This window comes from Nonomuraea sp. 10N515B, assembly GCF_052245915.1.
In the GTDB taxonomy this organism is placed as follows: domain Bacteria; phylum Actinomycetota; class Actinomycetes; order Streptosporangiales; family Streptosporangiaceae; genus Nonomuraea.
Genome location: NZ_JBQQBQ010000087.1, coordinates 1 through 25,612 on the forward strand (window position 1 = coordinate 1; position 25,612 = coordinate 25,612).

The window sequence follows — 25,612 nt, forward strand, 5'->3', positions numbered from 1 at the left end:
GCTCGCCTGCCGCACCCTGCCCACCAACTCCGCGAAACTCGGATCACCCGAGGTGTCGGTACGCAACACGAACGTGTTGACGAACAACCCCACCAGCTCTTCCAACGCCCGATCCGTACGACCGGCCGCCCCACTGCCCAACGGCACATCGGTGCCCGCGCCCAGGCGGGTGAACAACGCCGCCATCGCCGCCTGCAACACCATGAACACCGTCGCATTGGCACCCAGCGCCAACTCCGCCAACCGCCGATGCAACCCCGCATCCAACTCGAACACCACATACGCGCCGTCATAAGAAGCCACCGCCGGCCGCGGCCGATCCGCCGGCAGGTTGAGCTGGTCGGGCAAGCCCGCCAGCTGCCCCTTCCAGTACTCCACCTGCCGCGAGAACAAGCTGTCCGGATCGGACTCATCCCCCAGCAACTCCCGCTGCCACAACGTGTAATCCACGTACTGCACCGGCAACGGCTCCCACTCCGGCGCCCTCCCCGCCGCGCGCGCCGTGTAAGCGGTGAGCACATCCCTCGCCAGCGGACCCATCGACCAGCCGTCACCGGCGATGTGATGGACGAGCAGCAGCAGCACCGACTCGTCCGTGCCGGTTTCGAAGAGGCAGGCGCGGAACGGCAGCTCGGTGGCCAGGTCGAAGGCTCGCCGGATGGCCTCCTCCAGAGCCGCGGACAGCTCGTCCGGGGTGACGTGCCGCACCTGCCAGCCGAAGTCGGCCTGCCCGGCATCCACGATGACCTGCCGCGGCACGTCGTCGACCTCGGCGAACATAGTGCGTAGGGCCTCGTGCCTGCTCACCAGGTCGTGGACGGCCGCGCGCAGGGCCTCCCGGTCCACCTCGCCGGAGACCCGCAGCGCGAACGGCATGTTGTGCGTCGCCGACGGGCCCTCGAGCTTGTGCAGGAACCACAGCCGGCGCTGGGCGAAGGACAGGGGCAGCACGTCCGGACGCACAGCCGGAACCAGCGCGGGGCGAGCCTCCTCGCCCTGGTCCAGCCACGCCGTCAGCCCGGCCACCGTCGGCACGTCGAACAGCGTCTTGATGGGCAGCTCGATGCCCAGCACGTTCCGGATCCGCACCAGCAGTTGGATGGCCGTGAGCGAGTGGCCGCCCAGCTGGAAGAAATTGTCGTGCACGCCGACGTGCGGCGTGCCCAACACCTCGGCGAAAAGACCGCAGAGTGCTTCTTCGCGCTGGTCGCGCGGCCGTGTGCTGTCCAACGTTGTACTCACGTCCGTTCTGGTGGCTTCACAAGGGGCGGGCTGCCGCCCCGGCTGTTCAGGAGCGGGCTTCGCCCATGGCTTCGATCAGGCTGGCAGGACGCATGTCGGTCCAGTTCTGCTCGATGTACTCGAGGCAGGCGGCCCGGGTGTCCTCGGTCTTGACCACGTCCCAGCCGGCGGGAACCTCGATGTCAGCGGGCCAGAGCGAGTGCTGGTTTTCCGCGTTGACCAGCACCAGGTAGGTGCGGTCCGGGTCCTCGAAGGGGTTGCTCATGTCGTGCTCCTCATTCAGTGGTTGCCGTCAAGTCGTCAATGACCTGCTGGATTCTTTCCGCGATGATCGGTCCGGCTGTCGCAAGCGGGCCGGGGTTCAGCATGTGTGCGTGCCGGCCGGGGACTGAGCGGAAGTCGATGTTTCCGGCCACGTATTCGCGCCACACCTCAGGGGTGAGGGGGCTGTCCGGCTCGTCACCGGCGGCCAGCACGAGGATGTCGGCGCAGATGCGGCTGTGGGTGAACCGGCTGCCGATCAGGCCGTTGTTGATGATGATCCGGCCCATCGCCCAGAACTCGGCCTCGCTCAGGCTCGCCAGGGCGTTGTCCTTGTCCCGCAGCAGTTTCACCAGCCGCTCGTGGGTGAGCGGGGCGCCGTCGCCGGGGTCCTCGATCTCGATGCCGACCATGTCGAGCGTGCTCCGGTAGACGTCCTCGGCATCGATCTGGGACAGCAGCTCGGTCAGCCCTTCCTCGATGACCTTGACTTCCCGCGGGTAGCAGTCAAGGAGGATCAGCAGGCCGACCTGGTGCCCCTTCTCTTCGAGCAGGGCGGTGATCTGGTGGGCGACCCGGCCGCCGAACGACCAGCCCAGCAGGTAGTAGGGGCCTTCGGGCTGCCGGGCCAGGATCTGCTCCAGGTAGTCGGCCGCCATCTCCTCGACCGACTCCGGCAGTTCGTCCTCGCCGGTCAGGCCTCGCGCCTGGATTCCGTACACCGGCATGCCGCCGTCCAGGTGCCGGAGCAGCCCCGAGTAGGGCCAGGCCAGCCCGCTGCCGGGGTGGATGCAGAACAGCGGAGGCTTGCGGGAGCCCGGCCGTAGCGGCAACACCACTTCGAGTGCACTTTCCGTATCGGCGCCGGTGTCGAGCTGTTCGGCGAGTTCGGCCACGGTGGGGGTGGCGAAGACGGCCCGGATGGGCAGGTTGACGCCGCCGAGCACGGTGCGGATCTTGCCGATCAGCCGGATTGCGAGCAGGGAGTGTCCGCCCAGATCGAAGAAGTTGTCGTCGATGCCGACCCGTTCCAGGCCCAGCACCTCGGCGAACAAGCCGGCCAACACCTCTTCCTGCGGGGTACGAGGCGCCCGGCCGGTGGCCGCCGCAGCGAAGTCCGGGGCGGGCAGCGCCCTGTAATCCACCTTCCCGTTCGGGGTCAGCGGCACCTGCTCGATCACCACCACGGCCGCCGGAACCATGTACTCCGGCAGCCGCTCGGCCGCCAACAACCGCACCTCGCGCACGTCCACACCACTGCCGGCGGGCACCACGTAACCGACCAGCTGAACCCCGCCCGGACCCTCAACAGCCCGCACCACCGCACGAGCCACCCCCGAGTGAGCGGCCAAAACCGCCTGCACCTCACCCGGCTCGATCCGGAACCCGCGCACCTTCACCTGCTCATCGGCCCGCCCGACGAACTCCAACTGCTCATCAGCCGTCCACCGGACCACATCCCCAGTCCGATACATCCGCTCCCCAGCGGCGAACGGGCACGCCACAAACCGCTCAGCGGTCAGGCCCGGCCGACCCCGATAACCGCGCGCAACCTGCGCCCCGGACACATACAACTCACCCACCACACCGGCAGGCACCGGACGCAGCCGATCATCCAGCACATACGCCCGCATGTTCCAGAACGGACGACCAATCGGCACCGGACCCGCAGCCACCTTCGCCCGCGGCCCGATCCGATACTCCGTGCAGTTGACCGTCAACTCGGTCGGCCCGTAGGCGTTGACCACGGTCACCCCCGGGTGAGCCCGCCGCCAGCGCTCAACCACCTCCCCGGTCAGCGCCTCCCCACCCAAAATCAGCATCTCCCCCGGAGACCAGTCCTCACCCAGCCCCTCCAACAGCGGCAGATGCGAAGGAGTCGCCTTGGCAAACGCCACCGGCACCCCCGGATCCCCCGCCACCTCCTCCAACCGCGACAGATACACCCGGCCCCCCGACAACAACGTCGCGAACAACCCCGTCACCGTCAGATCGAACGCGATCGACGAATGCACCAACGTCGCCCCCCGCGCCGCCGGATACTGATGCACCGCCCAATTCACGTAATTGGCCACCGCACGATGCTCAACCACCACACCCTTCGGCCTGCCGGTGGAACCGGAGGTATAAACGACATAAGCCGGATGCGCCCACTCCACCCCCACCACCGGGTTCGACCCCGGATACCCCACCGTCTCCGGCAACTCCCGCAACACCAGCACCGGCGCCGCATCCCCAAGCGTCGCCGCCACCCGCTCCGCCGAATACTCCACATCCAACGGCACATACGCACCACCGGCCTTCAACACCGCCAGCAACGCCACCACCAGATCCACCGACCGCGGCAACACCACCCCCACCAGCGACTCCGGCCCAACCCCCCGCTCCACCAGCCAATGCGCCAACCGATTCGCCCGGACATTCAACTCCCCATACGACACCGACTCCCCACCAGCCACCACCGCCACCGCATCAGGGTCGGCGGCGGCCCGCTGCTGGAACAGCTCGGTCACGGTCAACTCGGGGGTATCCACAGCGGTGTCGTTCCAGGCGTGCAGCAGCCGGCGCCGTTCGGCATCGGTGAGGATGTCGATCTCGTGCACGGGCCGTTGCGGCTGGGCCGCGGCGAGCTCCACCAGCCGGACGAATCGGGCCACGATGGCCTCGGCGGTCCGGTGGTCGAACAGGTCGGTGGCGTAGCGCAGCGAACCGCTCAGCCCGGCCGGCTCGCCGGTGCCGGCGAGCATCTCGTGGATGACGAAGTGCAGGTCGTGCCGGGCGCCCCGGCCGCCGGCGTCCATGAACCTGGCGTCCACGCCGGGGAAGGCCGGCTTCGGGTCGCTGGCGGTGCCGAAGGTCAGCATCACCTGGAACAGCGGGTGCCGGTTGGCGGCGCGTTCCGGGTTGAGGATCTCCACCAGCCGTTCGAACGGCAGGTCCTGGTGCGCGTACGCGGCCAGGTTGGTCTCCCGGACCCGGCCGACCACCTCGGTGAAGGTGGGCGCGCCGGACAGGTCGGTGCGCAGCACCAGGGTGTTGACGAAGAAGCCCACCAGGTCGTCGAGAGCCTCGTCGGTGCGTCCGGCGATCGGCACCCCCAGCACGATGTCGTCGCCCGCGCCCAGCCGGGACAGCAGCCCGGCCAGCGCGGCCTGCACCGTCATGAACACGCTGGCGCCAGCCTCGGCCGCCACGTTCGCCAGGGCCCGGTGAACGTCCATGGACAGCCGGAAACCGATCATCCCGCCGGAGTAGCTGGGCTTGGCCGGGCGGTGCCGGTCCCGCGGCAGCACCAGCTCCTCCGGCGCTCCGGCGAGGTTGTGCCGCCAGAACGCCACCTGCCCGGAGATCACGCTGTCCGGATCCTCCTCGGCGCCCAGCACCTGCCGCTGCCACCCGCTGTAGTCGGCGTACTGCACCGGCAGCTCCGGCCAGTCCGGTGCCCGGCCGGCGGATCGCGCGGCGTAGGCGACCCCGAGGTCCCGCACCAGCGGGCCCGTGGACCAGCCGTCGCAGGCGATGTGGTGAATCAGGACCAGCAGCACCGCGTCGCCGTCGGCGACGTCGAACAGCCACGTCCGGATCGGCAGCTCGGTGGCCAGGTCGAAGCAGTAGCCGACGGCGCTGCCCAGCGCGTCGGTCAGGTCTGCCTCGCGCACCAGGCGCCGCTCCCACGGTGGCTCGACCGCGTCCAGCACCCGCTGCTCGGGTACGCCGTCGACCTCGGGGAACACGGTGCGCAGGGACTCGTGCCTGGTCACCACGTCCCGCACCGCGTCGCGCATCGCGTCATGGTTCAGCGGACCGGAGATCCGCAGGGCCAGCGGCATGTTGTAGGTGGCCGACGGTCCTTCGAGGCGGTACAGGAACCACAAGCGGCGCTGCGCGTACGACAGGGGCACCACCTCAGGGCGGGCGACCTGCCGCAGCGTCGTGCGCGTCCGGTCACCGCCCTGCAGGTGCCTGACCAGGTCGGCCACGGTCGGGTCGTCGAATACGGCCCCGATCGGCAACTCGACGCCGAAGGCGGCGCGGATCCGGCTCACCAGGCGGGTGGCCAGCAGGGAGTGCCCGCCCAGCTCGAAGAAGCTGTCGTCGACGCCCACCCGCTCCAGGCCGAGCACCTCGGCGAACAGGCCGCACAGCAGCTCTTCCTGCGGTGTCCGCGGTGCCCGTCCGGTGCTGAGCAGCCCGTAGTCCGGCGCGGGCAGCGCCTGCCGGTCCAGCTTTCCGATCGGCGACAGCGGCAGCTCGTCGAGGATCACGAAGGCCGCCGGCACCATGTGCTCGGGCAGCCAGGTGCGCAGCCGTAGGCGCAGCTCGCGATTGAGGTCTACCAGCCGTCGCGACCCCGCCGGGTTGTTGGCGTAGGCCGCGAGGTCCTGGCCCGGCGCGCTCGCACGGTATGCCGTGACTGGACCGGTGTGGTCGGCGGGCAGCAGCGCCGCGTCGAAGCAGTCCTCCCTCGCCGACCAGGTGATCACTGCCTGGAATCCGGCGGCGGCGGCCAGCGCGTGCAGCTCCTCGGGATCGATCCCGGCGCCGCCCGTCGCCGGGCCGGGCCGCAGGGCCCGCAGCGCCGCGCGGTCCGCCCGCAGGCGGCCGTTCGGCAGGGCGTTGACCCGGATCCCGTGCGGGTGGTCGCGCAGCAGTGCCGAGATGCCGTCGAGGCCTGCGCCGGCCTCCTCCCAGCCGATCTCGGGCACCGCGGCCTGCGCCGGCGCCAGCGGCGCCTTGCAGATCACCACCTCGTACCGGTAGCGGGAGAGCTCGTTGTCGAACCCGCCGCGCTTGAGCCGGATGTCGACGCCGCCGATGTCCGCGATGCTCTCGCCCAGGGCGGCGAAGAAGTCCGGGGCGAGCAGGAGCTCCTCTTCCATCATGACCTTCTGGTCGAGCAGCGCCCGGGCGGCGGTCGCCTCGGTTTCCAGGTCGTACCGGTGGCGGACGACGCCGGCCTGCAGGGTGCGCAGCAGCCGCAGGTTGCGGATGTCACCCAGGTAGACCGAGCCGCCGGGGGTCAGCAGGTCCATGCACGTGCGGATCACGTCGACCAGGTAGTCGACGCGCGGGAAATACTGCACCACCGAGTTGAGGATGATGGTGTCGAAGAAGTCCCGGGGCAGCCCTGTGGGGTCGTCGGCCGCCTGCGCCCGGAGCGTGGTCCGGGCGGCGAGCGTGTCATGGCCGTCGAGCGCGGCCCGCAGGCCGTCGATGGCGGCAGGTGAGAGGTCGGTGCCCCAGTACGCCGCGCAGTGCGGGGCCACCTGGGACAGGATCAGGCCGTTGCCGACGCCGATCTCGAGCACGTTCTTCGGCTGCAGGCGCAGGATTTCCTCGACCGCGGCCGCCCGCCACTCCAGCATCTCCGCCAGGGGGATCGGCGAGCCGTCGTAGCTGCTCTTCCAGATGCCGAAGTTCTCCCAGAGGGAACCGGAGCCGGCCTGCTCCTGGTACGCCGAGTCGTACACCTGCTGCCAGGAGCCGACCTGGCCATCCTCTTCCGCGGTGTCCCGGCCTGCGAGCCGGCCCGGCTCGGGCACCACGTAGCCGACCAGATCCGCCCCGCCGGGTCCGTCGTCGCGGATCATCACCGCGGCCTCGGCGATGCCGTCCTGCCGGGCCAGGGTGGCCTCGATCTCGCCCAGCTCGATCCGGAAGCCACGGACCTTCACCTGGTCGTCGACCCGGCCCAGGAAGTCCAGCCCGCCGGCGCGCCACCGGGCCAGGTCGCCCGTGCGGTACATCCGGGTGCCCGGCAGGTACGGGTTGGCCACGAACCGTTCCGCGGTGAGGCCGGGCTGGTTGAGGTAGCCCCGGGCCAGCGCGGGCCCGGCCAGGTACAGCTCGCCTGTCACGCCCAGCGGGGCCGGGTTGAGCTGCGCGTCCAGCACGTAGGCCCGCACGCCGGGCAGCGGCGTGCCGATGGACGGGGCGCCCTCGGACGCCGGGACGTCGGCGACCGTGACCCAGACCGTGGCTTCCGTCGGCCCGTAGAGGTTGACTACGGCGCTGCCCACGGCGTGCATCTGCGCAGCCAGCGGGCCGGACAGCTGCTCGCCGCCCACCAGCAGCCGCACCCCGCGCAGTCCCTCGGGGGCCGCCGCCACCATCGTCCGGTACACCGACGGCGTGGCCTGGAAGACTGTGGCCCCGGCCTCGGCGATCAGGCGGGACAGCGCCGCCGGGTCCTTGGCCGTCTCGGCCGGCGCGATGTCCACGACGGCGCCGTGGCACAGCGGCGCGAACAGCTCCAGCGCGGCGATGTCGAAGGCGACCGTGGTCGCCGCCACCAGGTGGTCAGCGGCCGTGAGGGCCAGCCGCTCCCCGACGCCGGCCAGGAAACCGGCGATGCTCTCTCTGGAGATCACCACCCCCTTCGGGAGACCGGTGGAGCCGGAGGTGTAGATGACGTACGCCGCGCCGTCCGGGTGGAGCGGGCCCCGCTCCGCTTCGGCGAGGTCCTCGCCGCTGAGTCCGCCCAGCTCGGCTTCGAGTGCCGGGTCGCCCAGCCGCAGCTCGGGCACCTCGGACGGGGGCAGGCCCGCCGCCACGTCCGCGGTGGTGAGCAGCGCCGCCGGTACGGCGTCGGCCAGCAGGTAGGCGAGCCGGTCGGCCGGATGACTAGGGTCCAGCGGCAGGTAGGCCGCGCCGGCCTTCCACGTCGCGAGCATGGCGACGACGAGGTCCACCGAGCGGGGCAGAGCCATGGCGACCACCTGCTCGGTACCGATGCCGCGGGCGGTCAGCAGCCGGGCCAGGCGGTTCGCCCGCGCGTTCAGCTCGGCGTAGCTCAGGGCGGCGTCGCCGCACCGTACGGCCTCGGCATCGGGGCTGCGTCCGGCCTGACGCTCGATCCGCTGGTGCACCAGCTCCGGCGACGGCGCCGCGGTGCCGCCGGTCCCGATGCCGAGCAGGTGGTCGCGTTCCTCCGCCGACAGCAGCTCCGCCTGCCCGATCCGGACCGAGGGATCGCGGGCCAGCGCCTGGAGGAGGTTGCGGTACCAGGACGCCAGCCGCGCCACGGTGTCACGCTCGAAGAGCTCGGTGGCGTACTCGAAGCCACCGACCAGGCCGTCGCGCGCGCCGGTCTCGGTGCGGGTCTCCACCAGGTTCAGGAACAGGTCGAACTTGGCGCTCCCGGTTTCCAGCGGGTACGGCTCGACCTCCAGGTCGTAGATCTCCATGGCGGGCAGGTCGACGTTGTGCAGCGCGAACATCACCTGGAACAGCACGTTGCTGGAGCGCGACCGGGTCGGGTTGATTGCCTCGACCAGGGTCTCGAACGGCAGTTCCTGGTTCCCGTACGCGGCCAGGTCCGCGGTCCGCACCCGGTCCAGCAACTCGGTGAACCGGGGGTTGCCGGCCGTGTCCGTCCGCAGCACCAGTGTGTTGACGAAGAAGCCGACCAGGTCGTAGAGCGCGTCGTCGGTCCGTCCGGCGGTCGGGACGCCGAGCGGGATGTCGGTGCCCGCGCCGGTCCGGGTGAGCAGCACCGCGAACGCCGACTGCAGCACCATGAAGAGCGTGGTCTGGTGCCGGGCGGCCAGGCCGGTCAGCGCCTCGTGCAGCTCGGCGTCCAGCGTGAACGACACCGTGTCGCCCCTGAAGCTGGCCACCGCCGGCCGGGGGCGGTCGGTGGGCAGGCTGATCTGGGCGGGGATGCCGTCCAGGGCGTCCTGCCAGAACGCCAGTTGCCGCCCGGCGAGGCTGTCCGGGTCGTCCATGTCACCGAACAGGTCCTGCTGCCAGATCGAGTAGTCGACGTACTGGACCGGCAGCGGCGGCCAGGCGGGCTCCCGTCCCTGCAGCCGGGCCTGGTAGGCCAGGCCGAGGTCGCGCATCAGCGGCGCGCGGGAGGAGCCGTCGCCGGCGATGTGGTGCAGTAGCAGCACCAGCACCTGCTCCGTCCCGTCGTCGGGCACGAACAGCCAGGCGCGGACGGGTGGCGCGGCGAGCAGGTCGAAACGATGGTTGATCGCCTCCTGGACGGCGTGGTCGAGCCGGTCCGCCCCCACCGGGACCACGTCGAGCTCCAGCGCCGCCCGGTCCGGGTCGAGCACGATCTGCCGGGGTTCGCCGTCCACCTCGGGGAAGACGGTACGCAGCGATTCGTGCCGGCCGACCACGTCGCGCAGCGCCGCACCGAGAGCCGCGTGGTCCACCTGCCCCGACATGCGCAGTGCCAGCGGCCAGTTGTAGGTCGCGCTCGGCCCTTCGAGCTGGTGCAGGAACCACAGCCGGCGCTGCGCAAAGGACAGCGGCACCACCTCGGGGCGCGGCATCGGGGTCAGCGCGGGGCGGGCCTGGCCGCCGGTGTCGAGCTGTTCGGCGAGTTCGGCGACGGTAGGGGTGGCGAAGACGGCCCGGATGGGCAGGTCGGCGCCGCCGAGCACCGCACGGATGCGTGCGACGAGACGATTTGCGAGCAGGGAGTGTCCGCCCAGATCGAAGAAGTTGTCGTCGATGCCGACCCGTTCCAGGCCCAGCACCTCGGCGAACAAGCCGGCCAACACCTCTTCCTGCGGGGTACGAGGCGCCCGGCCGGTGGCCGCCGCAGCGAAGTCCGGGGCGGGCAGCGCCCTGTAATCCACCTTCCCGTTCGGGGTCAGCGGCACCTGCTCGATCACCACCACGGCCGCCGGAACCATGTACTCCGGCAGCCGCTCGGCCGCCAACAACCGCACCTCGCGCACGTCCACACCACTGCCGGCGGGCACCACGTAACCGACCAGCTGAACCCCGCCCGGACCCTCAACAGCCCGCACCACCGCACGAGCCACCCCCGAGTGAGCGGCCAAAACCGCCTGCACCTCACCCGGCTCGATCCGGAACCCGCGCACCTTCACCTGCTCATCGGCCCGCCCGACGAACTCCAACTGCTCATCAGCCGTCCACCGGACCACATCCCCAGTCCGATACATCCGCTCCCCAGCGGCGAACGGGCACGCCACAAACCGCTCAGCGGTCAGGCCCGGCCGACCCCGATAACCGCGCGCAACCTGCGCCCCGGACACATACAACTCACCCACCACACCGGCAGGCACCGGACGCAGCCGATCATCCAGCACATACGCCCGCATGTTCCAGAACGGACGACCAATCGGCACCGGACCCGCAGCCACCTTCGCCCGCGGCCCGATCCGATACTCCGTGCAGTTGACCGTCAACTCGGTCGGCCCGTAGGCGTTGACCACGGTCACCCCCGGGTGAGCCCGCCGCCAGCGCTCAACCACCTCCCCGGTCAGCGCCTCCCCACCCAAAATCAGCATCTCCCCCGGAGACCAGTCCTCACCCAGCCCCTCCAACAGCGGCAGATGCGAAGGAGTCGCCTTGGCAAACGCCACCGGCACCCCCGGATCCCCCGCCACCTCCTCCAACCGCGACAGATACACCCGGCCCCCCGACAACAACGTCGCGAACAACCCCGTCACCGTCAGATCGAACGCGATCGACGAATGCACCAACGTCGCCCCCCGCGCCGCCGGATACTGATGCACCGCCCAATTCACGTAATTGGCCACCGCACGATGCTCAACCACCACACCCTTCGGCCTGCCGGTGGAACCGGAGGTATAAACGACATAAGCCGGATGCGCCCACTCCACCCCCACCACCGGGTTCGACCCCGGATACCCCACCGTCTCCGGCAACTCCCGCAACACCAGCACCGGCGCCGCATCCCCAAGCGTCGCCGCCACCCGCTCCGCCGAATACTCCACATCCAACGGCACATACGCACCACCGGCCTTCAACACCGCCAGCAACGCCACCACCAGATCCACCGACCGCGGCAACACCACCCCCACCAGCGACTCCGGCCCAACCCCCCGCTCCACCAGCCAATGCGCCAACCGATTCGCCCGGACATTCAACTCCCCATACGACACCGACTCCCCACCAGCCACCACCGCCACCGCATCAGGCGCCCGGCGTACCTGCTGCTGGAACAGCTCGGTCACGGTCAACTCGGGGGTATCCACAGCGGTGTCGTTCCTTCCCGAGATCAGCTCGGCCTGTTCGGCTTCGGTGAGCAACTCGGCCTGCCCGATGGGCCGCGCGGGGTCGGCGATGAACTGTCCGAGGAGCCGGACGAAGCAGGCCACCAGGGTGTCGACCGCGTCCGCGCTGAACACGTCGGTGGCGTACTTCATCGCGCCGCTCACGCCGGCGGGCGCGCCCAGCTCGTCGTGGTGCTCGACTACGTGGATGGAGAGGTCGACCTTGGCCATGTCGAAGTCGAGTTGCTCCGCGGCGACCTGGGTGCCGGGCACGGCGAACTGCTCGCTGGGGTTGTCCTGCTGGACCAGCATCACCTGGAACAGCGGGTGGTAGGCCGGCGAGCGCCGAGGGTTGAGCACCTCCACCAGGTGGTCGAAGGGGATGTCCTGGTGCGCGTAGGCGTCCAGGCTCGTCTGCCGGATCCGGTCGACCAGCTCCTCGAACGAGGGATCTCCTGCGGTGTCGGTGCGCAGGACCAGTGTGTTGACGAAGAAGCCCACCAGGTTGTCCAGGGCCTCGTCCATCCGGCCCGCGATCGGCGACCCGATAGGGATGTCCGTGCCGACGCCCAGCCGGGTCAGGAGCCCCGCGAACGCCGCCTGCAGCACCATGAACACGGTGACGCCCGACTGCAGGGCCAGGTCATCCAGCGCCTGATGCAGTTCGGCGTCCAGCTGGAAGGTCACCGATGAGCCCCGGTAGGAGGCGACTGCCGGGCGGGGCTTGTCGGTGGGCAGCGCGATCTGCTCGGGCAGCCCAGCCAGCTGGCGGGTCCAGTAGTCCACCTGCCGGCCGAACACGCTGTCCGGGTCGTTCTCGTCACCGAGCAGCTGCCGCTGCCACAGCGTGTAGTCGGCGTACTGGACCGGCAGCGGCTCCCAGCTCGGCGCGTGCCCGGCGGCGCGGGCGGTGTAGGCGGTGAGCACGTCCCTGGCCAGGGGGCCCATCGACCAGCCGTCGCTGGCGATGTGGTGAAGCAGCAGGACTAGCACCGAGGAGTCGGCGCCGACCTCGAACAGCCAGACCCGGATGGGGATTTCGGCAGTCAGGTCGAAGGTGTGGCCTGCGGCCGCTTCGAGTGCGCCGGGCAGCTCGGCCTCGCTGATCTGGCGGACCTGCCAGCCGAGGTCGGCCTGGGCCGGGTCCAGAATCACCTGGCGAGGCTCGCCGTCCACCTCGGTGAAGATCGTCCGTAGCGACTCGTGCCGGCCGATCACGTCGAGCAGGGCGGCCCGCAGCACGGCCGGGTCGAGATCCCCGGACAGCCGCAGCGGCAGCGGCATGTTGTACGTCGCGCTCGGCCCTTCCATCCGGTGCAGGAACCACAACCGGCGCTGGGCGAAGGACAGCGGGATCGCGTCAGGGCGCCGCATCGGCAGCAGCGCAGTCCGCACCTCACCCTCGCCGATGTCCAGCCGTTCCACCAGGCCGGCCACGGTCGGGGATTCGAAGAGCACCCGGAACGGCAGCTCGGTGTGCAACACGCTCCGGACCCGGCTGACCAGCCGGGTGGCCAACAGCGAGTGCCCGCCCAGGTCGAAGAAGCTGTCGTCGATGCTCACCCGATCCAGCTCCAGGACTTCGGCGAACAGACCGCAGAGGATCTCCTCCTGCCGGTTCCGTGGCGCGCGGCCGGCGTCGCCGCCGCCGTACTCCGGCCTGGGCAGGGCCGTACGGTCGACCTTGCCGTTCGGCGTGAGCGGCACCGCCTCCAGGGGCACGATGGCGGCGGGCACCAGGTATTCCGGCACCCGCTGGGCGAGCCTGGCCAGCAGGTCACCCGGGACGAGGCCGGGGTCGCCCACCACATAGGCCACCAGCCGCCGGTCACCGGGAACATCCTCCCGAGCGACCACCACCGCCTGCCGCACCCCCGGATGCTCAGCCAGCGCCGCCTCGACCTCACCCGGCTCGATCCGGAAACCCCGCACCTTGACCTGCTCATCAGCCCGGCCAACGAACTCCAACCGGCCACCACCACGCCAGCGCACCACATCACCAGTGCGATACATCCGCTCCCCAACCGCGAACGGACACGCCACAAACCGCCCCGCCGTCAACCCCGCCCGACCCAGATACCCCCGAGCCAGACCCGACCCCGCCACATACAACTCACCGGCAACCCCCACCGGAACCGGCCGCAGCGCCTCATCCAGCACAAACAACCGGGTATTAGCCACCGGCGTGCCGATCGACACCACCTCGCCCGCCGACAACGGCCCGCTCATCGACGCACACACCGTCGACTCCGTCGGGCCATAGGCATTCACGAAACGACGACCCGGCGACCACTCCGCCACCAACCCCGGCGGACACGCCTCCCCCGCCACCACCACCGTCACCAACTCCGGCAACCCCGCCGCACCCGACACCCCCGCCAGCACCGACGGCGGCACCGTCACATGCGAAACCCGCTGCCCAGCCAACACCCCCCACAACACCTCACCAGCCAACGGCTCCGACGCATCAGCCACCACCAGCGCCGCCCCCGACCCCAACGCCAGCACCAACTCCCAAAACGCCGCATCAAAACTCGGCGACGCAAACTGCAACACCCGAGACCCAGCCGTCACCCCCAACCGCTCAGCCTGCGACAACGCCAAACTCGCCACACCCGCGTGCGACACCACCACACCCTTCGGCGTCCCCGTCGACCCCGACGTATAAATCACATACGCCGCCCCCGCCACATCCCCCACCACACCCGGAGCCGTCACCGGATAACCACCCACATCCGGCAACTCCTCCAACACCAACACCGGAGCAGCATCAGCCACCATGAACTCACGCCGCTCCACCGGATAACCCGGATCCACCGGCAAAAACACGCCACCAGCCTTACCAACAGCCAGCACCGCCACCACCAACTCCACCGACCGCGGCAACACCAACGCCACCAGCCGCTCCGCACCCACACCCCGCTCAACCAGCCAATGCGCCAACCGATTCGCCCACGCATCCAACTCCGCATACGACAACACCACATCGCCGCACACCACCGCAGTCGCCCCAGGCGCCCGCCCCACCCACTCCTCAAACAACCCCACCAGCGACCGCCCAGGCACCCCAGCAGCCGTGTCATTCCACCCCGACACCAACTCCAGCCGCTCACCCTCAGCCAGGACATCCACCTGCCCAATCCGCCGCGCCGGATCGGCCACCACCTGCTCCAGCAACCGCACCCACCGCGCCACCAGCGCCTCGACCGTCTCCCGATCGAACAAATCCGTCGAATACTCGATCCGTGCTTCGATACCGGCCGGGGTACCGGTCCTGTCGTGGGTTTCCACGAGCGATACCAGCAGGTCGAAGCGTGCGGTGCCGGTGCCGGTGACCTGGGCACGGACCGGCAGGGTGGGTAGGCCGAAGTCGCCCTTGGGGGTGTTCTGCACCACCAGCGCCACCTGGAACAGCGGATGGTGAGCCGCGGACCGGCGCGGGTTGAGCACCTCGACCAGGTGCTCGAACGGCACGTCCTGGTGGTCGTAGGCGGCCAGGCTCGCCTCTCGCACCCTGCCCACCAACTCGGCGAAGCTCGGGTCGCCCGAGGTGTCGGTACGCAGCACGAACGTGTTGACGAACAGCCCGATCAGGTCTTCCAGCGCAGGGTCGGTACGGCCAGCGACTCCACTGCCCAGCGGTACATCGGTGCCCGCGCCCAGGCGGGTGAACAACGCCGCCATCGCCGCCTGCAACACCATGAACACCGTCGCGTTGGCGCCCAGCGCCAGCTCCGTCAGCCGGCGGTGCAGATCGCCGTCGATGTGGTAGGTGAGGTCAGCACCCCGGTAGGACGCCACCGCGGGCCGCGGCCGGTCCGTCGGCAGGTTGAGCTGGTCGGGCAAGCCCGCCAGCTGCCCCTTCCAGTACTCCACCTGCCGCGAGAACAAGCTGTCCGGATCGGACTCATCCCCCAGCAACTCCCGCTGCCACAACGTGTAATCCACGTACTGCACCGGCAACGGCTCCCACTCCGGCGCCCTCCCCGCCGCGCGCGCCGTGTAAGCGGTGAGCACATCCCTCGCCAGCGGACCCATCGACCAACCGTCACCGGCGATGTGATGGATCAGGATGAGCAATACGTGCTCGTCATCCCCGCAGTCGAACAGGCTGACCCGGACAGGGATCTGCGTCGACAGTTCAATGGGGTGACGGCCGGCCGCCGCCAGCGCATCTGGCAATTCCTCGTCGGTGGTCCGCAGCCGCTGCCATCCCAAATCGACCTCGTCCAGGTCGAGCACCACTTGCCGCGGTTCGCCGTCGACTTCGGGAAACACGGTCCGCAGGGATTCGTGGCGACCGATCACGTCACGCAGCGCGTCGTGTAAGGCGCCCGTGTCCAGGGCGCCTGACCAGTGCAACTGCAATGGCATGTTATATGTCGCTGACGGGCCCTCGAGCTTGTACAGGAACCACAACCGGCGCTGGGCAAACGACAACGGAATCAAGAATTCCCACTTCCCCCGAAGTATGGGCCCGAGCGCATATACAGCCACGGTAAAGCTCTGCAAATTAGAGCCAGACCCGCCTATGACCCAGGAGTGGCCGTCACCGATACCGTTGTCGGCTGTTTCACACTTGAACCGAACATTACACGTACACCGCAGGGGAGAGTAAAGCAGGCTCCCCCTGGCGAGATCAACCCCTGCGTTCCGACATACCCGTCTCGATGTCAACCCCGAGGCCAGGGGCCCAAGAGGGGACCTGACCAGTGCGAATACCCACGGTATACCCGAGTCAGACCATTCCGCACGGCACCAAAAAGCCCAGGTCATCGCCATTGGAACGACACAAAGGAGCCCTCCGTGAGCTGCCGATCACGAATCGTCGACCAATGTTGTGCGGCCCCGCACTGAACAGCAGAAACATTCAGGCCGCCTCACCTGGGGATAGTGCCCGACGCCTGCGGATTCTTGACACATCGGGCTTCCCTGAGAGATCAACTCTCGATAGAGTTACTCGCTGGGGCAATTAATGTGAAACTTCAACAGGGGACGCACTCATCCAGCCGCGCGTTCTCGACTTCTTCATGGGCACGCATTTGGTAACGAGCCTGATCCGGTCCATGAAGGTGACGAGCAACCCATTCGACGGACCGGCTGCGGTCATCCACGCCATGGAGTCGTCCGCACAGGCGGCAAGCAAGAAGGGTCCTGGATGAACGTAATCAAGCTCGCGGACATCGACGCCGGCATGATCGACCTGGTCGGCGGCAAGGCCGCAGGGCTCTGCAAGATGATCGATCTCGGCGAGCGGGTGCCCGACGGCTTCTGCGTCACGACCGACGCGTTCAAGACCGGGGACATCCCCGAGGAGGAGGTCTGGCGCGCCTATGCGGAGCTGGGCGGGGGCGCGGTCGCCGTGCGGTCCAGCGCCACCGCCGAGGATCTGCCGGAGGCCAGCTTTGCCGGCCAGCAGGACACCTTCCTGGGCGTGACCGGGCGCGAGGGCCTGCTCAAGGCCATCCGTCAATGCTGGGATTCCCTCAACACCGAGCGGGCGGTCGCCTACCGCGAGGCGGCGGGCATCGGCGACTCGGCGATGGCTGTCGTCGTGCAGCGCATGGTCGAGCCGAAGGCGGCCGGCGTGCTGTTCACCGCCAACCCGATCACCGGAACGCGCACGGAGATGGTGGTGGACGCCGCTCCCGGCCTGGGCACCGCGGTGGTCGACGGCAGCACCATCCCCGACCACTACGTGCTGAACGGGACCCCGCCACCCCTCGGAGGCTGTCTCAGCCCCGCCCAGCTCGACGAGCTCCGCGGTGTCGGTGAGCGGCTGCAGGGGCAGCTCGGGTGGCCGCAGGACATCGAGTTCGCCTTCGACGGCGACGGCACGCTGTGGCTCCTGCAGACCCGGCCGATCACCACGCTCTTTCCCCTCCCGCCGGACACCGGGCGGCCAGCCCCCCGACTCTACGTCGAGTTCGGCCACATCCAGGGGATGCTCCGCCCTTGCACCCCCATGGGCTTGTCGCTGATACGGACGGGGACGGGCCGGTGGGCCCAGGGGTACGGCGGAGCCGAGGACGGGAACTCCCGCGAGCATCGCCGCTTCGCCCCCATCGCGGGGCATCTCTACATGGACATCACCGAGTCCCTGCGCGACGAACGCCGGCGGAAGAACCTGCCCCAGAGCCTGTCGCTGTACGGACCGCGGGTGCAGGATGCCGTGCGGCGCATGCTCGACGATCCCCGGTTCGCGCCCCGGCCGAGCCCGCCGGCCAAGGGCGGAAACTCCGCCAAGCTCACCATGCGGTTCGTGCTGGCGTCGATTCCCGGCACGGTCCGGAGCCTGGCCCGGCCGGACAAGGCGCGGGCCCAGGTGTTCCACATGGTCCAGGAACTCAGGCGCCGGTCGGCCGCTCCGGCAGAGCTGACCACGTCGGCACAGCGGCTCCACTGGGTCGTCCAGGACTCCTGGGCGCCGCTGCTCGGGCCGGACTTCATCGCGGTCATGGTCTCGATCTCCCTCGCACTCCGGCTCAGCGCGGTGCCTCCCATGCTGCTCAAGGGCATCGCCACCGACGAGGAGCTGGATCACGCCCTCGGCGGGATGCCACACAACGTGACGACCGAGATGAATCTTGCGCTGTGGCAGGTGTCACGCAACGCCCTCCAGCATCAGGACCTCTTCCTCGCGACGCCCCCCGCCGAGCTCGCCGAGCGCTTTCGGAACGGCACGCTGCCGGACATCGGGCTGAGGGACTTCCTCGACTCCTACGGCTTCCGCGCCGCCGCGGAGATCGACGTCGGCATGCCCCGCTGGTCGGAGGATCCCACGCCGCTGGTGTCCACGATCGTCAACTACCTGCGGGTGACCGACCCAGATCAGGCGCCCGACCTGCGGTTCGAGCGGGCCGCGGCGAAGGCGGAGTCGACGATCGAGGAACTGGCACGGCGGGCGCGCCGGACCCGGCCGATCCGCGGGCGGCTCGCCGGCTCCCTCATGCGGCGTTTCCGCAAGCTCATCGGGTTGCGGGAGATCGGCAAGTTCTGCATGGTGCCCATGATCGCCGCGGTGCGCGAGCAGCTGCTGCTGATCGGGGCCGACCTCGCCGGGCGGGGGCTGCTCGAGCGGGCCGACGACATCATGTTCCTCGACCTGGAGGAGGTCGGCACGGCGGTAAACGACGGGGCCGACCACAGGGAGATCGCGGCGGCACGGCGGGCCGAGTACGACCGCGAGGTGCGGCGCACCCGCATCCCGGCCGCCGTCCTGTCCGACGGGACCGACATCGAGGCACTCGCGCCCCCCGCTCCGGCGCAGAATGCGGGCGACGGCAGGACGCTGACCGGAACCGCCGGAGCGGCCGGCCGGGCGACGGGCAGGGCCCGGGTGATCCGCGACCCCGCGCAGGCGCGCATCGATCCGGGCGAGATCCTCGTCGCGCCGACCACCGACCCCGGCTGGACACCGTTGTTCATGACGGCGGCCGGGCTGGTCTCCGAGACCGGGTCGCCCCTGGCGCACGGCCCCACGGTTGCCCGTGAATACGGCATTCCCGCCGTGGTCTGCGTACGCGACGCGACGACGCGCATCCAGACCGGGCAACTGATCACCATCGACGGAGCGTCCGGGACCGTCACCATCGAGCAGGAACCCTAGACCAGGCGCTCATGTGGTCAGGGGCGGGCGCGGGACTGCGCCCGCCCCTCCTCGTGGTACGGCCTCAGCCGCACCTCAGTCATCGTCGCCCCGGCCCGGCGTGAACTGGGCGGCGTGCAGTCGCGCGTAGGCTCCTCCGGCAGCTAGCAGTTGGTCGTGGGTGCCGTGTTCGACGATGCTGCCGGAGTCCAGGACCAGGATCGTGTCCGCGTCGCGGATGGTGGACAGCCGGTGGGCGATGACGAAGCCGGTCCTGTCGGCGCGCAGCGAGGCCATGCCGTGCTGGATGAGGGCCTCGGTCCGGGTGTCCACGGCACTGGTGGCCTCGTCCAGGATGAGGATGGAAGGATTGCCGAGGAAGGCGCGGGCGATGGTGATGAGCTGTTTCTCGCCCGCGCTGATGTTGGAGCCCTCCTCGTCGATGATGGTGTCGTAGCCGTCGGGCAGGGTGCGGATGAAGTGGTCGGCGCGCGTGGCCATGGCCGCCTCGACGACCTTCTCCCTGGGGACGTCGCCGGTGCCGTAGGCGATGTTTGCAGCGATGGTCCCGCTGAACAGCCAGGGGTCCTGGAGGACCATGCCGATCCTGGCGCGCAGCTCGGCGCGGGGCAGGGTGGCGATGTCGATCCCGTCCAGGGTGATCCTGCCGTTGGTGACCTCGTAGAACCGCATGAGGAGGTTGACCAGCGTGCTCTTGCCCGCGCCGGTCGGGCCGACGATCGCTACGGTGCTGCCGGGCTGAACGGTCAGGGACAGATTCTCGATCACGGGCGTGTCGGGGGTGTAGCGGAAGGAAACGTTTTCGAAGGCGACCCGGCCGCGCGAGAGGTCAGGCCGACGGTCGCCCTCCGGGTCCGGCCGTTCCTCCGGCGCGTCGAGGAATTCGAAGACCCGGCCGGCGGAGGCGAGGCCGGACTGGATCAGGTTGGCCATCGAGGCGAGCTGGCCGATCGGCTGGTTGAACTGCTGGGCGTACTGGATGAACGCCTGGACCAGGCCGACGGTGAGGGTGCCCGCCGCGACCTTGAGCCCACCGGCGACCGCGACGGCGATGAAGCCGAGGCCGGCGATGAAGAACATGCCCGGCGTCATGATCCCGGACAGCAGCTGTGCCCTGCGGGCCGCGGTGTAGAGAGTCTGGTTGTATTCATCGAAGGTGGCCGCGACCTCCCGCCCCCGGCCGAAGACCTTGACGAGGGACTGACCGGTGATCATCTCGTCGACGTACGCGTTGACCGCGCCCATCGCCTTGGCCTGGGCCTTGAACTGCGGTCTGGTGCGCCTGGCGATCGCGCCGGCCACTGCCATGGAGGCCGGGACCGTCAGCAGCACCACCACGGCCAGGTCCGGTGCGATCCCCACCATCATCACGGTCACCGCGATCACCGTGAGGAGTGGAGTCAGCAGCTGGCCCAGGACCTGGTTGAGCGCCTGGGAGAGGGCGTCGACGTCGTTGGTGGTGCGCGAGAGCAGATCGCCACGGGGCTGGGAGTCGAGGTAGGCCAGGGGGAGCCGGTCGAGCTTGGCGCCCACCCTCGCGCGCAGCCGCGAGGCCGTCCGGGTGACGACTTCACCGGTCAGCCGCAACTGGACCCAGGTGCAGACCGAGGCCATGGCGAAGACACCGACCGCGAACAGCAGCTGCCGGGTCAGCGCGGCGGTGTCGACCGCGCCCTGCCCGACCCCGTCCACGATCAGATCCGTGGCGTGCCCCAGCAGCAGGGGTCCGGTCGCCGTCAGGGCCATGGCGACCAGGCTCAGCAGGGCCGCGGGGCCGGCGAGCCGTAGCTCAGGACGCAGCAGTCCGACCAGCCGGCGGCCGGCGGATCTCGGACGATCCTTGCCCCGGCTCATGGGCCCACGGGTTCGGCCTGGGACGAGATGATCTCCTGGTAGGTCGCGTTGTGCGCGGCCAGTTCGCGGTGGGTCCCGACGCCGACCACCTGCCCCTGGTCGAGCACGACGATCTGATCGGCGTGGACGACGGTGGAGATCCGCTGAGCCACGATGATCACGGTGGCGTTCTCGGTGACCTGCGAGAGCCCGGCTCGCACGGCGGCGTCGGTGCCGTAGTCCAGGGCCGAGAACGCGTCATCGAACAGGTAGATCCGCCGGGGCGCGACGATCGCCCTGGCGATCGTCAGCCGTTGCCGCTGCCCGCCGGAGAAGTTCCCGCCTCCCTGCATGACCGGCGCCGCCAGGCCTTCCGGCAGGGCCTCGACGAACTCCCGTGCCCGGGCGATCGACAGGGCCTCCCATAATTGCTCGTCAGTCGCGTCCGGGGCGCCGAAGCGCAGGTTCGAGGCGATGGTCCCGCTGAACAGATAGGACCGTTGCGGCACCATGCCCACCATCGACGCCAGCACGTCCGGGTCCAGCTCGCGGACGTTCACTCCGTCGATGAGCACGTCGCCCGACGCCGGGTCCAACAGCCTCGGCACCAGGTTGACGAGCGTTGTCTTGCCGCTGCCGGTGCTCCCGACGATGGCCGTGGTCTGCCCGGGTGGCGCGGTCAGGCTCACGCCGCGCAGCACCGGCTCCTCGGCACCGGGGTAACCCACGGCCACCTCCCGGAGCTCCAGCCTTCCCGCCGGCGTGGCGTTGAGCACCTTCGGCGCCGTCGGCGGCGGCATGGCCGGCTCGGTGGCCAGGACCTCGCGGATGCGCTCGGCCGAGGCCGCCGCCCGGGGAGCGACCACGAAGAGCGACAGCGCCATCATCACCGCTCCCATCGTCTGGGACAGAAGCGTCAGCACCGCGGCGAGCGCGCCCGCCCGCACGTCGCCGGAGGCCATCAGCGAGGAGCCCAGCCAGATGACCGCCACGCCGGAGAGGTTCAGCACCCCCATCACCATCGGTGACAGCAAGGCCATCGCTCGCTGGAAGCCCAGGGACGTCCGTGCCAGGTCGTCGTTGGCCGCCGCGAACCGGCGCCGCTCGTGCGCCTCCCTGACGAAGGCCCGGATCACCCGGATCCCGCCGATCTGCTCGCGCATCACCCGGTTGATCTCTTCGATGCGGTCCTGCATCCTGCGGACCAGCGCGCGGATCCGCCTGAAGAGCAGCGCGACGCACGCCACCATGATCGGCACCGCGACGAGCAGCAGCGCGGCCAGCCTCGGGTCCTGCCGCATCACCAGAAGCACGCCGCCGACGCCCAGCACCGGCGCTGGCAGCGCCACGTTCAGCGTCGTCAGCGTCAGCATCTGGAGATTCCGCACGTCGCCGGTCGCCCTGGTGATCAGCGCCGGGGAGCCGAACCGGGTGACCTCGTTGACGGAGAACGTCTGGATGTGATGGAAGATCGTCGACCGCAGATCCCGCGCCACCGAGACGGCCACCCGCCCCGCGAAATAGGCCGCCCCGGCCGAAGACACCATCTGGACCAGCGCCCCCGCCAGCATCCCGGCGCCCGCCGTGAGGATGTAGCCGGTGTTTCCTCGTTTGACCCCGGAGTCGATGATGTCGGCCATCACCTGCAGCAGGTAGAGACCCGCCAGGGTCTGCACCAGCTGCAGGGCCAGTGCGGCCGCAACAGAACCCAGGTGGCCGCGTAAGTGCCCATGCAGCAGGCGTATCACCGGGTACGAGGGGTGTCGGGATCATTCGGCCGCATGGGGGATGATCATACTCGGGACTTGTCCGTTTAGGGATGTATGGCGGCAAAGAGACTGGAGGGGTTCCCCGCACAGGCGATTGCCCTCCCCCTGCCGCCACCCAGATCTCGAGGAGCAGAGCGAACCATGCCGATCCGGACCTTGGCCGAGCCCAGCGAGTTGGAGACGCTGAACCTGGCCGACCCCGGCACCCACGCCGAGTACGACCTCTCCGAGGTGTGGAGCTGGCTGCGGGCCAACGAGCCCATCTACTGGCACCCCCCGGTGGACGCGGCGCCCGGATTCTGGGTGGTGACCCGGTTCAAGGACGTCGCCGCCATCTATTTCGACAACAAGCGCTTCACCTCCGAGAAGGGGAACGTCCTGACCACCCTGCTCCAGGGTGGCGACTCGGCCGCCGGCGTGATGATGGCCGTGACGGACGGTCGGCGGCACACCGAGATCCGCCGCATCCTGTTGAGGGCCTTCTCGCCCCGCGCGCTGGGCGGGGTGGTGGAGAATCTGGAGCAGCTGAGCCGGAGCCTGCTCCGGGAGATCGTCTCGGCCGGTGGCGGCGACTTCGCCGGGGAGGTGGCCGCGCACATTCCGCTGGCCACCATCTGCGACCTGCTCGGGGTGCCGAGCAGCGACCGCGGCTCGCTGCTGGAGTGGACGAAGGCGGCACTCAGCGCGGACGGCCCCGGCCAGTCGGCGGCGGACATCTGGCAGGCCAGGAACGACATCCTGGGCTACTTCGAGGTCCTGGCCCGGCAGCGCCGGACGCGGCCCGGCCAGGACGCCGTCAGCGTGCTCGCCTCCTCCCTGATCAACGGCCGGCCGCTGAGCATGGAAGAGGTGGTCAGCAACTGCTACAGCCTGATCCTCGGCGGCGACGAGACGAGCCGGCTCTCGATGAGCAGCGCCGTGCTGGCGTTCATCGAACACCCCGGCCAGTGGGAGGCCTGGAAGCGGGGTGAGGCGGCGACGGCCCCGGCGGTCGAGGAGGTGCTGCGGTGGACCACCCCCGCCATGCACTTCGGGCGGACGGCGCTCGAAGACGTCGAGGTCGGCGGCCGGCTCATCCGCGCAGGCGACATCGTCACCCTGTGGAACAACTCGGCCAACAGGGACGAGGAGACGTTCGCCGATCCCTTCCGGTTCGACCTGTCGCGATCGCCCAACAAGCACATCTCGTTCGGGTACGGCCCGCACTTCTGCCTCGGCGCCTACCTGGGGCGGGCCGAGATCGCGGCCTTGCTGACGGGACTGCGGGAGCTGGTCACCGAGCTGGAGGTGAGCGGCGAACCACGCTGGATCTATTCGAACCTGCTGAGCGGGATGAGCAGCCTTCCGGTGCGGCTCTCATGACGGGCCCCGCTCGCCGGCAGAGACGCGCGCGGTGCCGTCGGCGACCGGGGTTCGGCTCAGCGACCAGCGCACCAGGGGCGCGGTGGCCGCCGTCGTGACCAGCGCGACGAGGACCAGCATGGTGTACGCCAACTGGTTGATCAGCTGGGCCTGGTAGCCGATGGTCAGCACCACCAGCTCGGTCACGCCGCGGCAGTTCATCAGAAACCCGAGTCGCAACGCCTCGCGCGGCGGCATCCCGGCCAGCCGGACGGCTCCGCCCGCGCCGGCCACCTTGGTCACCACGGCCGCCACGAGCACCACGGCGAGCACCAGCCAGGCGAGCAGGTCCGTGCCCAGCAGCCCCACCGAGATCTTCAGACCGACGCCGGCGAAGAACAGGGGAAGCAGGATGGTCAGCGTGAAGCCCTTCAACTGCTCGCCGATGCGCTCCACGGCCGGCGTGTCGCGCGGGACCGCGACACCGAACAGGAAGGCGCCGACGACCGGGTGCAACTGGACGGACTGGGTCAGTACGGCGTAGCCGATCGCCCCCGCGACCAGCACCACGGTCAGTGACTGGCTCGACCCCAGCCTGCGTACCAGCATCGCCAGGAGCGGACGCACACACAGTGCCGTGACGAGCACCAGCGCGATCGCCAGCAGCAGGATCCGCCACCCGTGACCGCTTCCGCCCTGCCCGGCGAGCAGGAAAGCCAGGATCAGCCAGGCTAGTCCGTCACCGATCGCCGCGGCTGAGATCGACAGGGCGCCGACGCCCGTCTTCTCCAGCTTCAGGTCGGCGAGAATCCTGGCCAGCACGGGTAACGCAGTCACCGCCATGGCCAGCCCGACGAACAACGTCGTCTGCACCGGCGTCGTACTCGTGCCGGCGAGCAGATCGCCGGTGGCGAGCACGATCCCTATCCCCGCCGCGCACGGAACGGCCATGCCGCCGACCACCGCGGCGGCGACCATGCCCTTGCGCTCGATTCGATCGGTGCGCAACTCACAGCCGAGTAGGAAGACGAAGATGACGAGGCCGAGTTGTGCGGCCACGTCGAGTCCCTCGATCACCGAGGGCGGGAATAGGAACGCACCCGCCTCCGGCCAGAGCGCGCCCAGCAGCGACGGCCCCAGCACCAACCCGCCGACCATCTCACCGAGGACCGGCGGCTGGTGTAATCGGCGGGCCAGTGCGGCGAGCGCCTGGCAGACCACCATGATCACCGCGACCGCGATGAAGAAATGGGTGAGAGAGTCCACTGCGTGCACTTCGGTCGCGGCCCACAGGGGCACCGTCGCCCCGAGCACCGCAAGTCCCGCGACCACCCCGATCGCCGTCCAGGGCCGGCGCCGCGAGGGCGTCATCGCGGCCCCGGCCGGGTCATTGGAACACGCCTGAGGTCGGGCGGCGCGCAACCGATGCTCACGCTGCCCCGCCATCGTTCGCGACCATCTCGTCCTACAACCCCCTCAACGAGCAAATACAGTCCGATACCGGGCAGCTCAAAACGATCTAGACGCTACCAGCCGGATGCTGTTCGCACACGGGC

8 protein-coding genes are annotated in these 25,612 nt (G+C 69.7%); 2 read left to right on the forward strand and 6 right to left on the reverse strand.

Annotated elements, in window-relative coordinates; translation table 11 throughout:
• From ACTWQA_RS53230 to ACTWQA_RS53240, 3 genes are all read right to left on the reverse strand, one after another.
• A partial coding sequence (locus tag ACTWQA_RS53230; protein ID WP_443166467.1) for a condensation domain-containing protein occupies positions 1-1,242 on the reverse strand: 1,242 nt, incomplete at its 3' end.
• 46 nt (positions 1,243-1,288) lie between these two features.
• Complete coding sequence (locus tag ACTWQA_RS53235) at positions 1,289-1,507, reverse strand: MbtH family protein (RefSeq protein WP_443166468.1); 219 nt, start codon at positions 1,505-1,507, stop codon at positions 1,289-1,291.
• A 10-nt stretch (positions 1,508-1,517) separates the two neighbouring features.
• Positions 1,518-16,286 carry an amino acid adenylation domain-containing protein gene (locus ACTWQA_RS53240; RefSeq protein ID WP_443166469.1) on the reverse strand — a complete coding sequence of 4,923 codons (14,769 nt, stop codon included), beginning with the start codon at positions 16,284-16,286 and terminating at the stop codon, positions 1,518-1,520.
• A 376-nt stretch (positions 16,287-16,662) separates the two neighbouring features.
• On the opposite strand from ACTWQA_RS53240, the gene ACTWQA_RS53245 reads away from it, so the two are divergent.
• The gene (locus ACTWQA_RS53245; RefSeq protein ID WP_443166470.1) at positions 16,663-19,113 is read left to right on the forward strand and encodes a PEP/pyruvate-binding domain-containing protein; all 2,451 of its coding nucleotides are present in this window, start codon (positions 16,663-16,665) and stop codon (positions 19,111-19,113) included.
• Positions 19,114-19,188: 75 nt separating this feature from the next.
• On the opposite strand, the gene ACTWQA_RS53250 is transcribed toward ACTWQA_RS53245, so the two are convergent.
• Complete coding sequence (locus ACTWQA_RS53250) at positions 19,189-20,967, reverse strand: ABC transporter ATP-binding protein (RefSeq protein ID WP_443166471.1); 1,779 nt, start codon at positions 20,965-20,967, stop codon at positions 19,189-19,191.
• Positions 20,964-22,694, reverse strand: coding sequence for an ABC transporter ATP-binding protein (locus ACTWQA_RS53255; RefSeq protein ID WP_443166472.1), 1,731 nt, complete (start codon positions 22,692-22,694; stop codon positions 20,964-20,966). The genes ACTWQA_RS53250 and ACTWQA_RS53255 overlap by 4 nt, the downstream gene beginning before the upstream one ends.
• Before the next feature lie 162 nt (positions 22,695-22,856).
• Here ACTWQA_RS53255 and ACTWQA_RS53260 point away from each other — a divergent pair, with 162 nt between their 5' ends.
• Positions 22,857-24,077, forward strand: a complete 1,221-nt coding sequence (locus tag ACTWQA_RS53260; protein ID WP_443166473.1) for a cytochrome P450 — start codon at positions 22,857-22,859, stop codon at positions 24,075-24,077.
• Here the strand turns inward: ACTWQA_RS53260 and ACTWQA_RS53265 are convergent.
• A complete protein-coding gene (locus ACTWQA_RS53265; RefSeq protein WP_443166474.1) occupies positions 24,072-25,427 on the reverse strand; it encodes a cation:proton antiporter domain-containing protein in 1,356 nt (451 codons plus the stop codon). The genes ACTWQA_RS53260 and ACTWQA_RS53265 overlap by 6 nt on opposite strands.
• Positions 25,428-25,612 lie beyond the last annotated feature (185 nt).

Excerpts from the sequence above, each read along its gene's own strand:
- ACTWQA_RS53235 (WP_443166468.1), bottom strand. The coding sequence starts at position 1,507 with ATGAGCAACCCCTTCGAGGACCCGGACCGCACCTACCTGGTGCTGGTC.
- ACTWQA_RS53240 (WP_443166469.1), bottom strand. The coding sequence starts at position 16,286 with ATGGCGATGACCTGGGCTTTTTGGTGCCGTGCGGAATGGTCTGACTCG.
- ACTWQA_RS53245 (WP_443166470.1), top strand. The coding sequence starts at position 16,663 with ATGAACGTAATCAAGCTCGCGGACATCGACGCCGGCATGATCGACCTG.
- ACTWQA_RS53250 (WP_443166471.1), bottom strand. The coding sequence starts at position 20,967 with ATGAGCCGGGGCAAGGATCGTCCGAGATCCGCCGGCCGCCGGCTGGTC.
- ACTWQA_RS53260 (WP_443166473.1), top strand. The coding sequence starts at position 22,857 with ATGCCGATCCGGACCTTGGCCGAGCCCAGCGAGTTGGAGACGCTGAAC.
- ACTWQA_RS53265 (WP_443166474.1), bottom strand. The coding sequence starts at position 25,427 with ATGACGCCCTCGCGGCGCCGGCCCTGGACGGCGATCGGGGTGGTCGCG.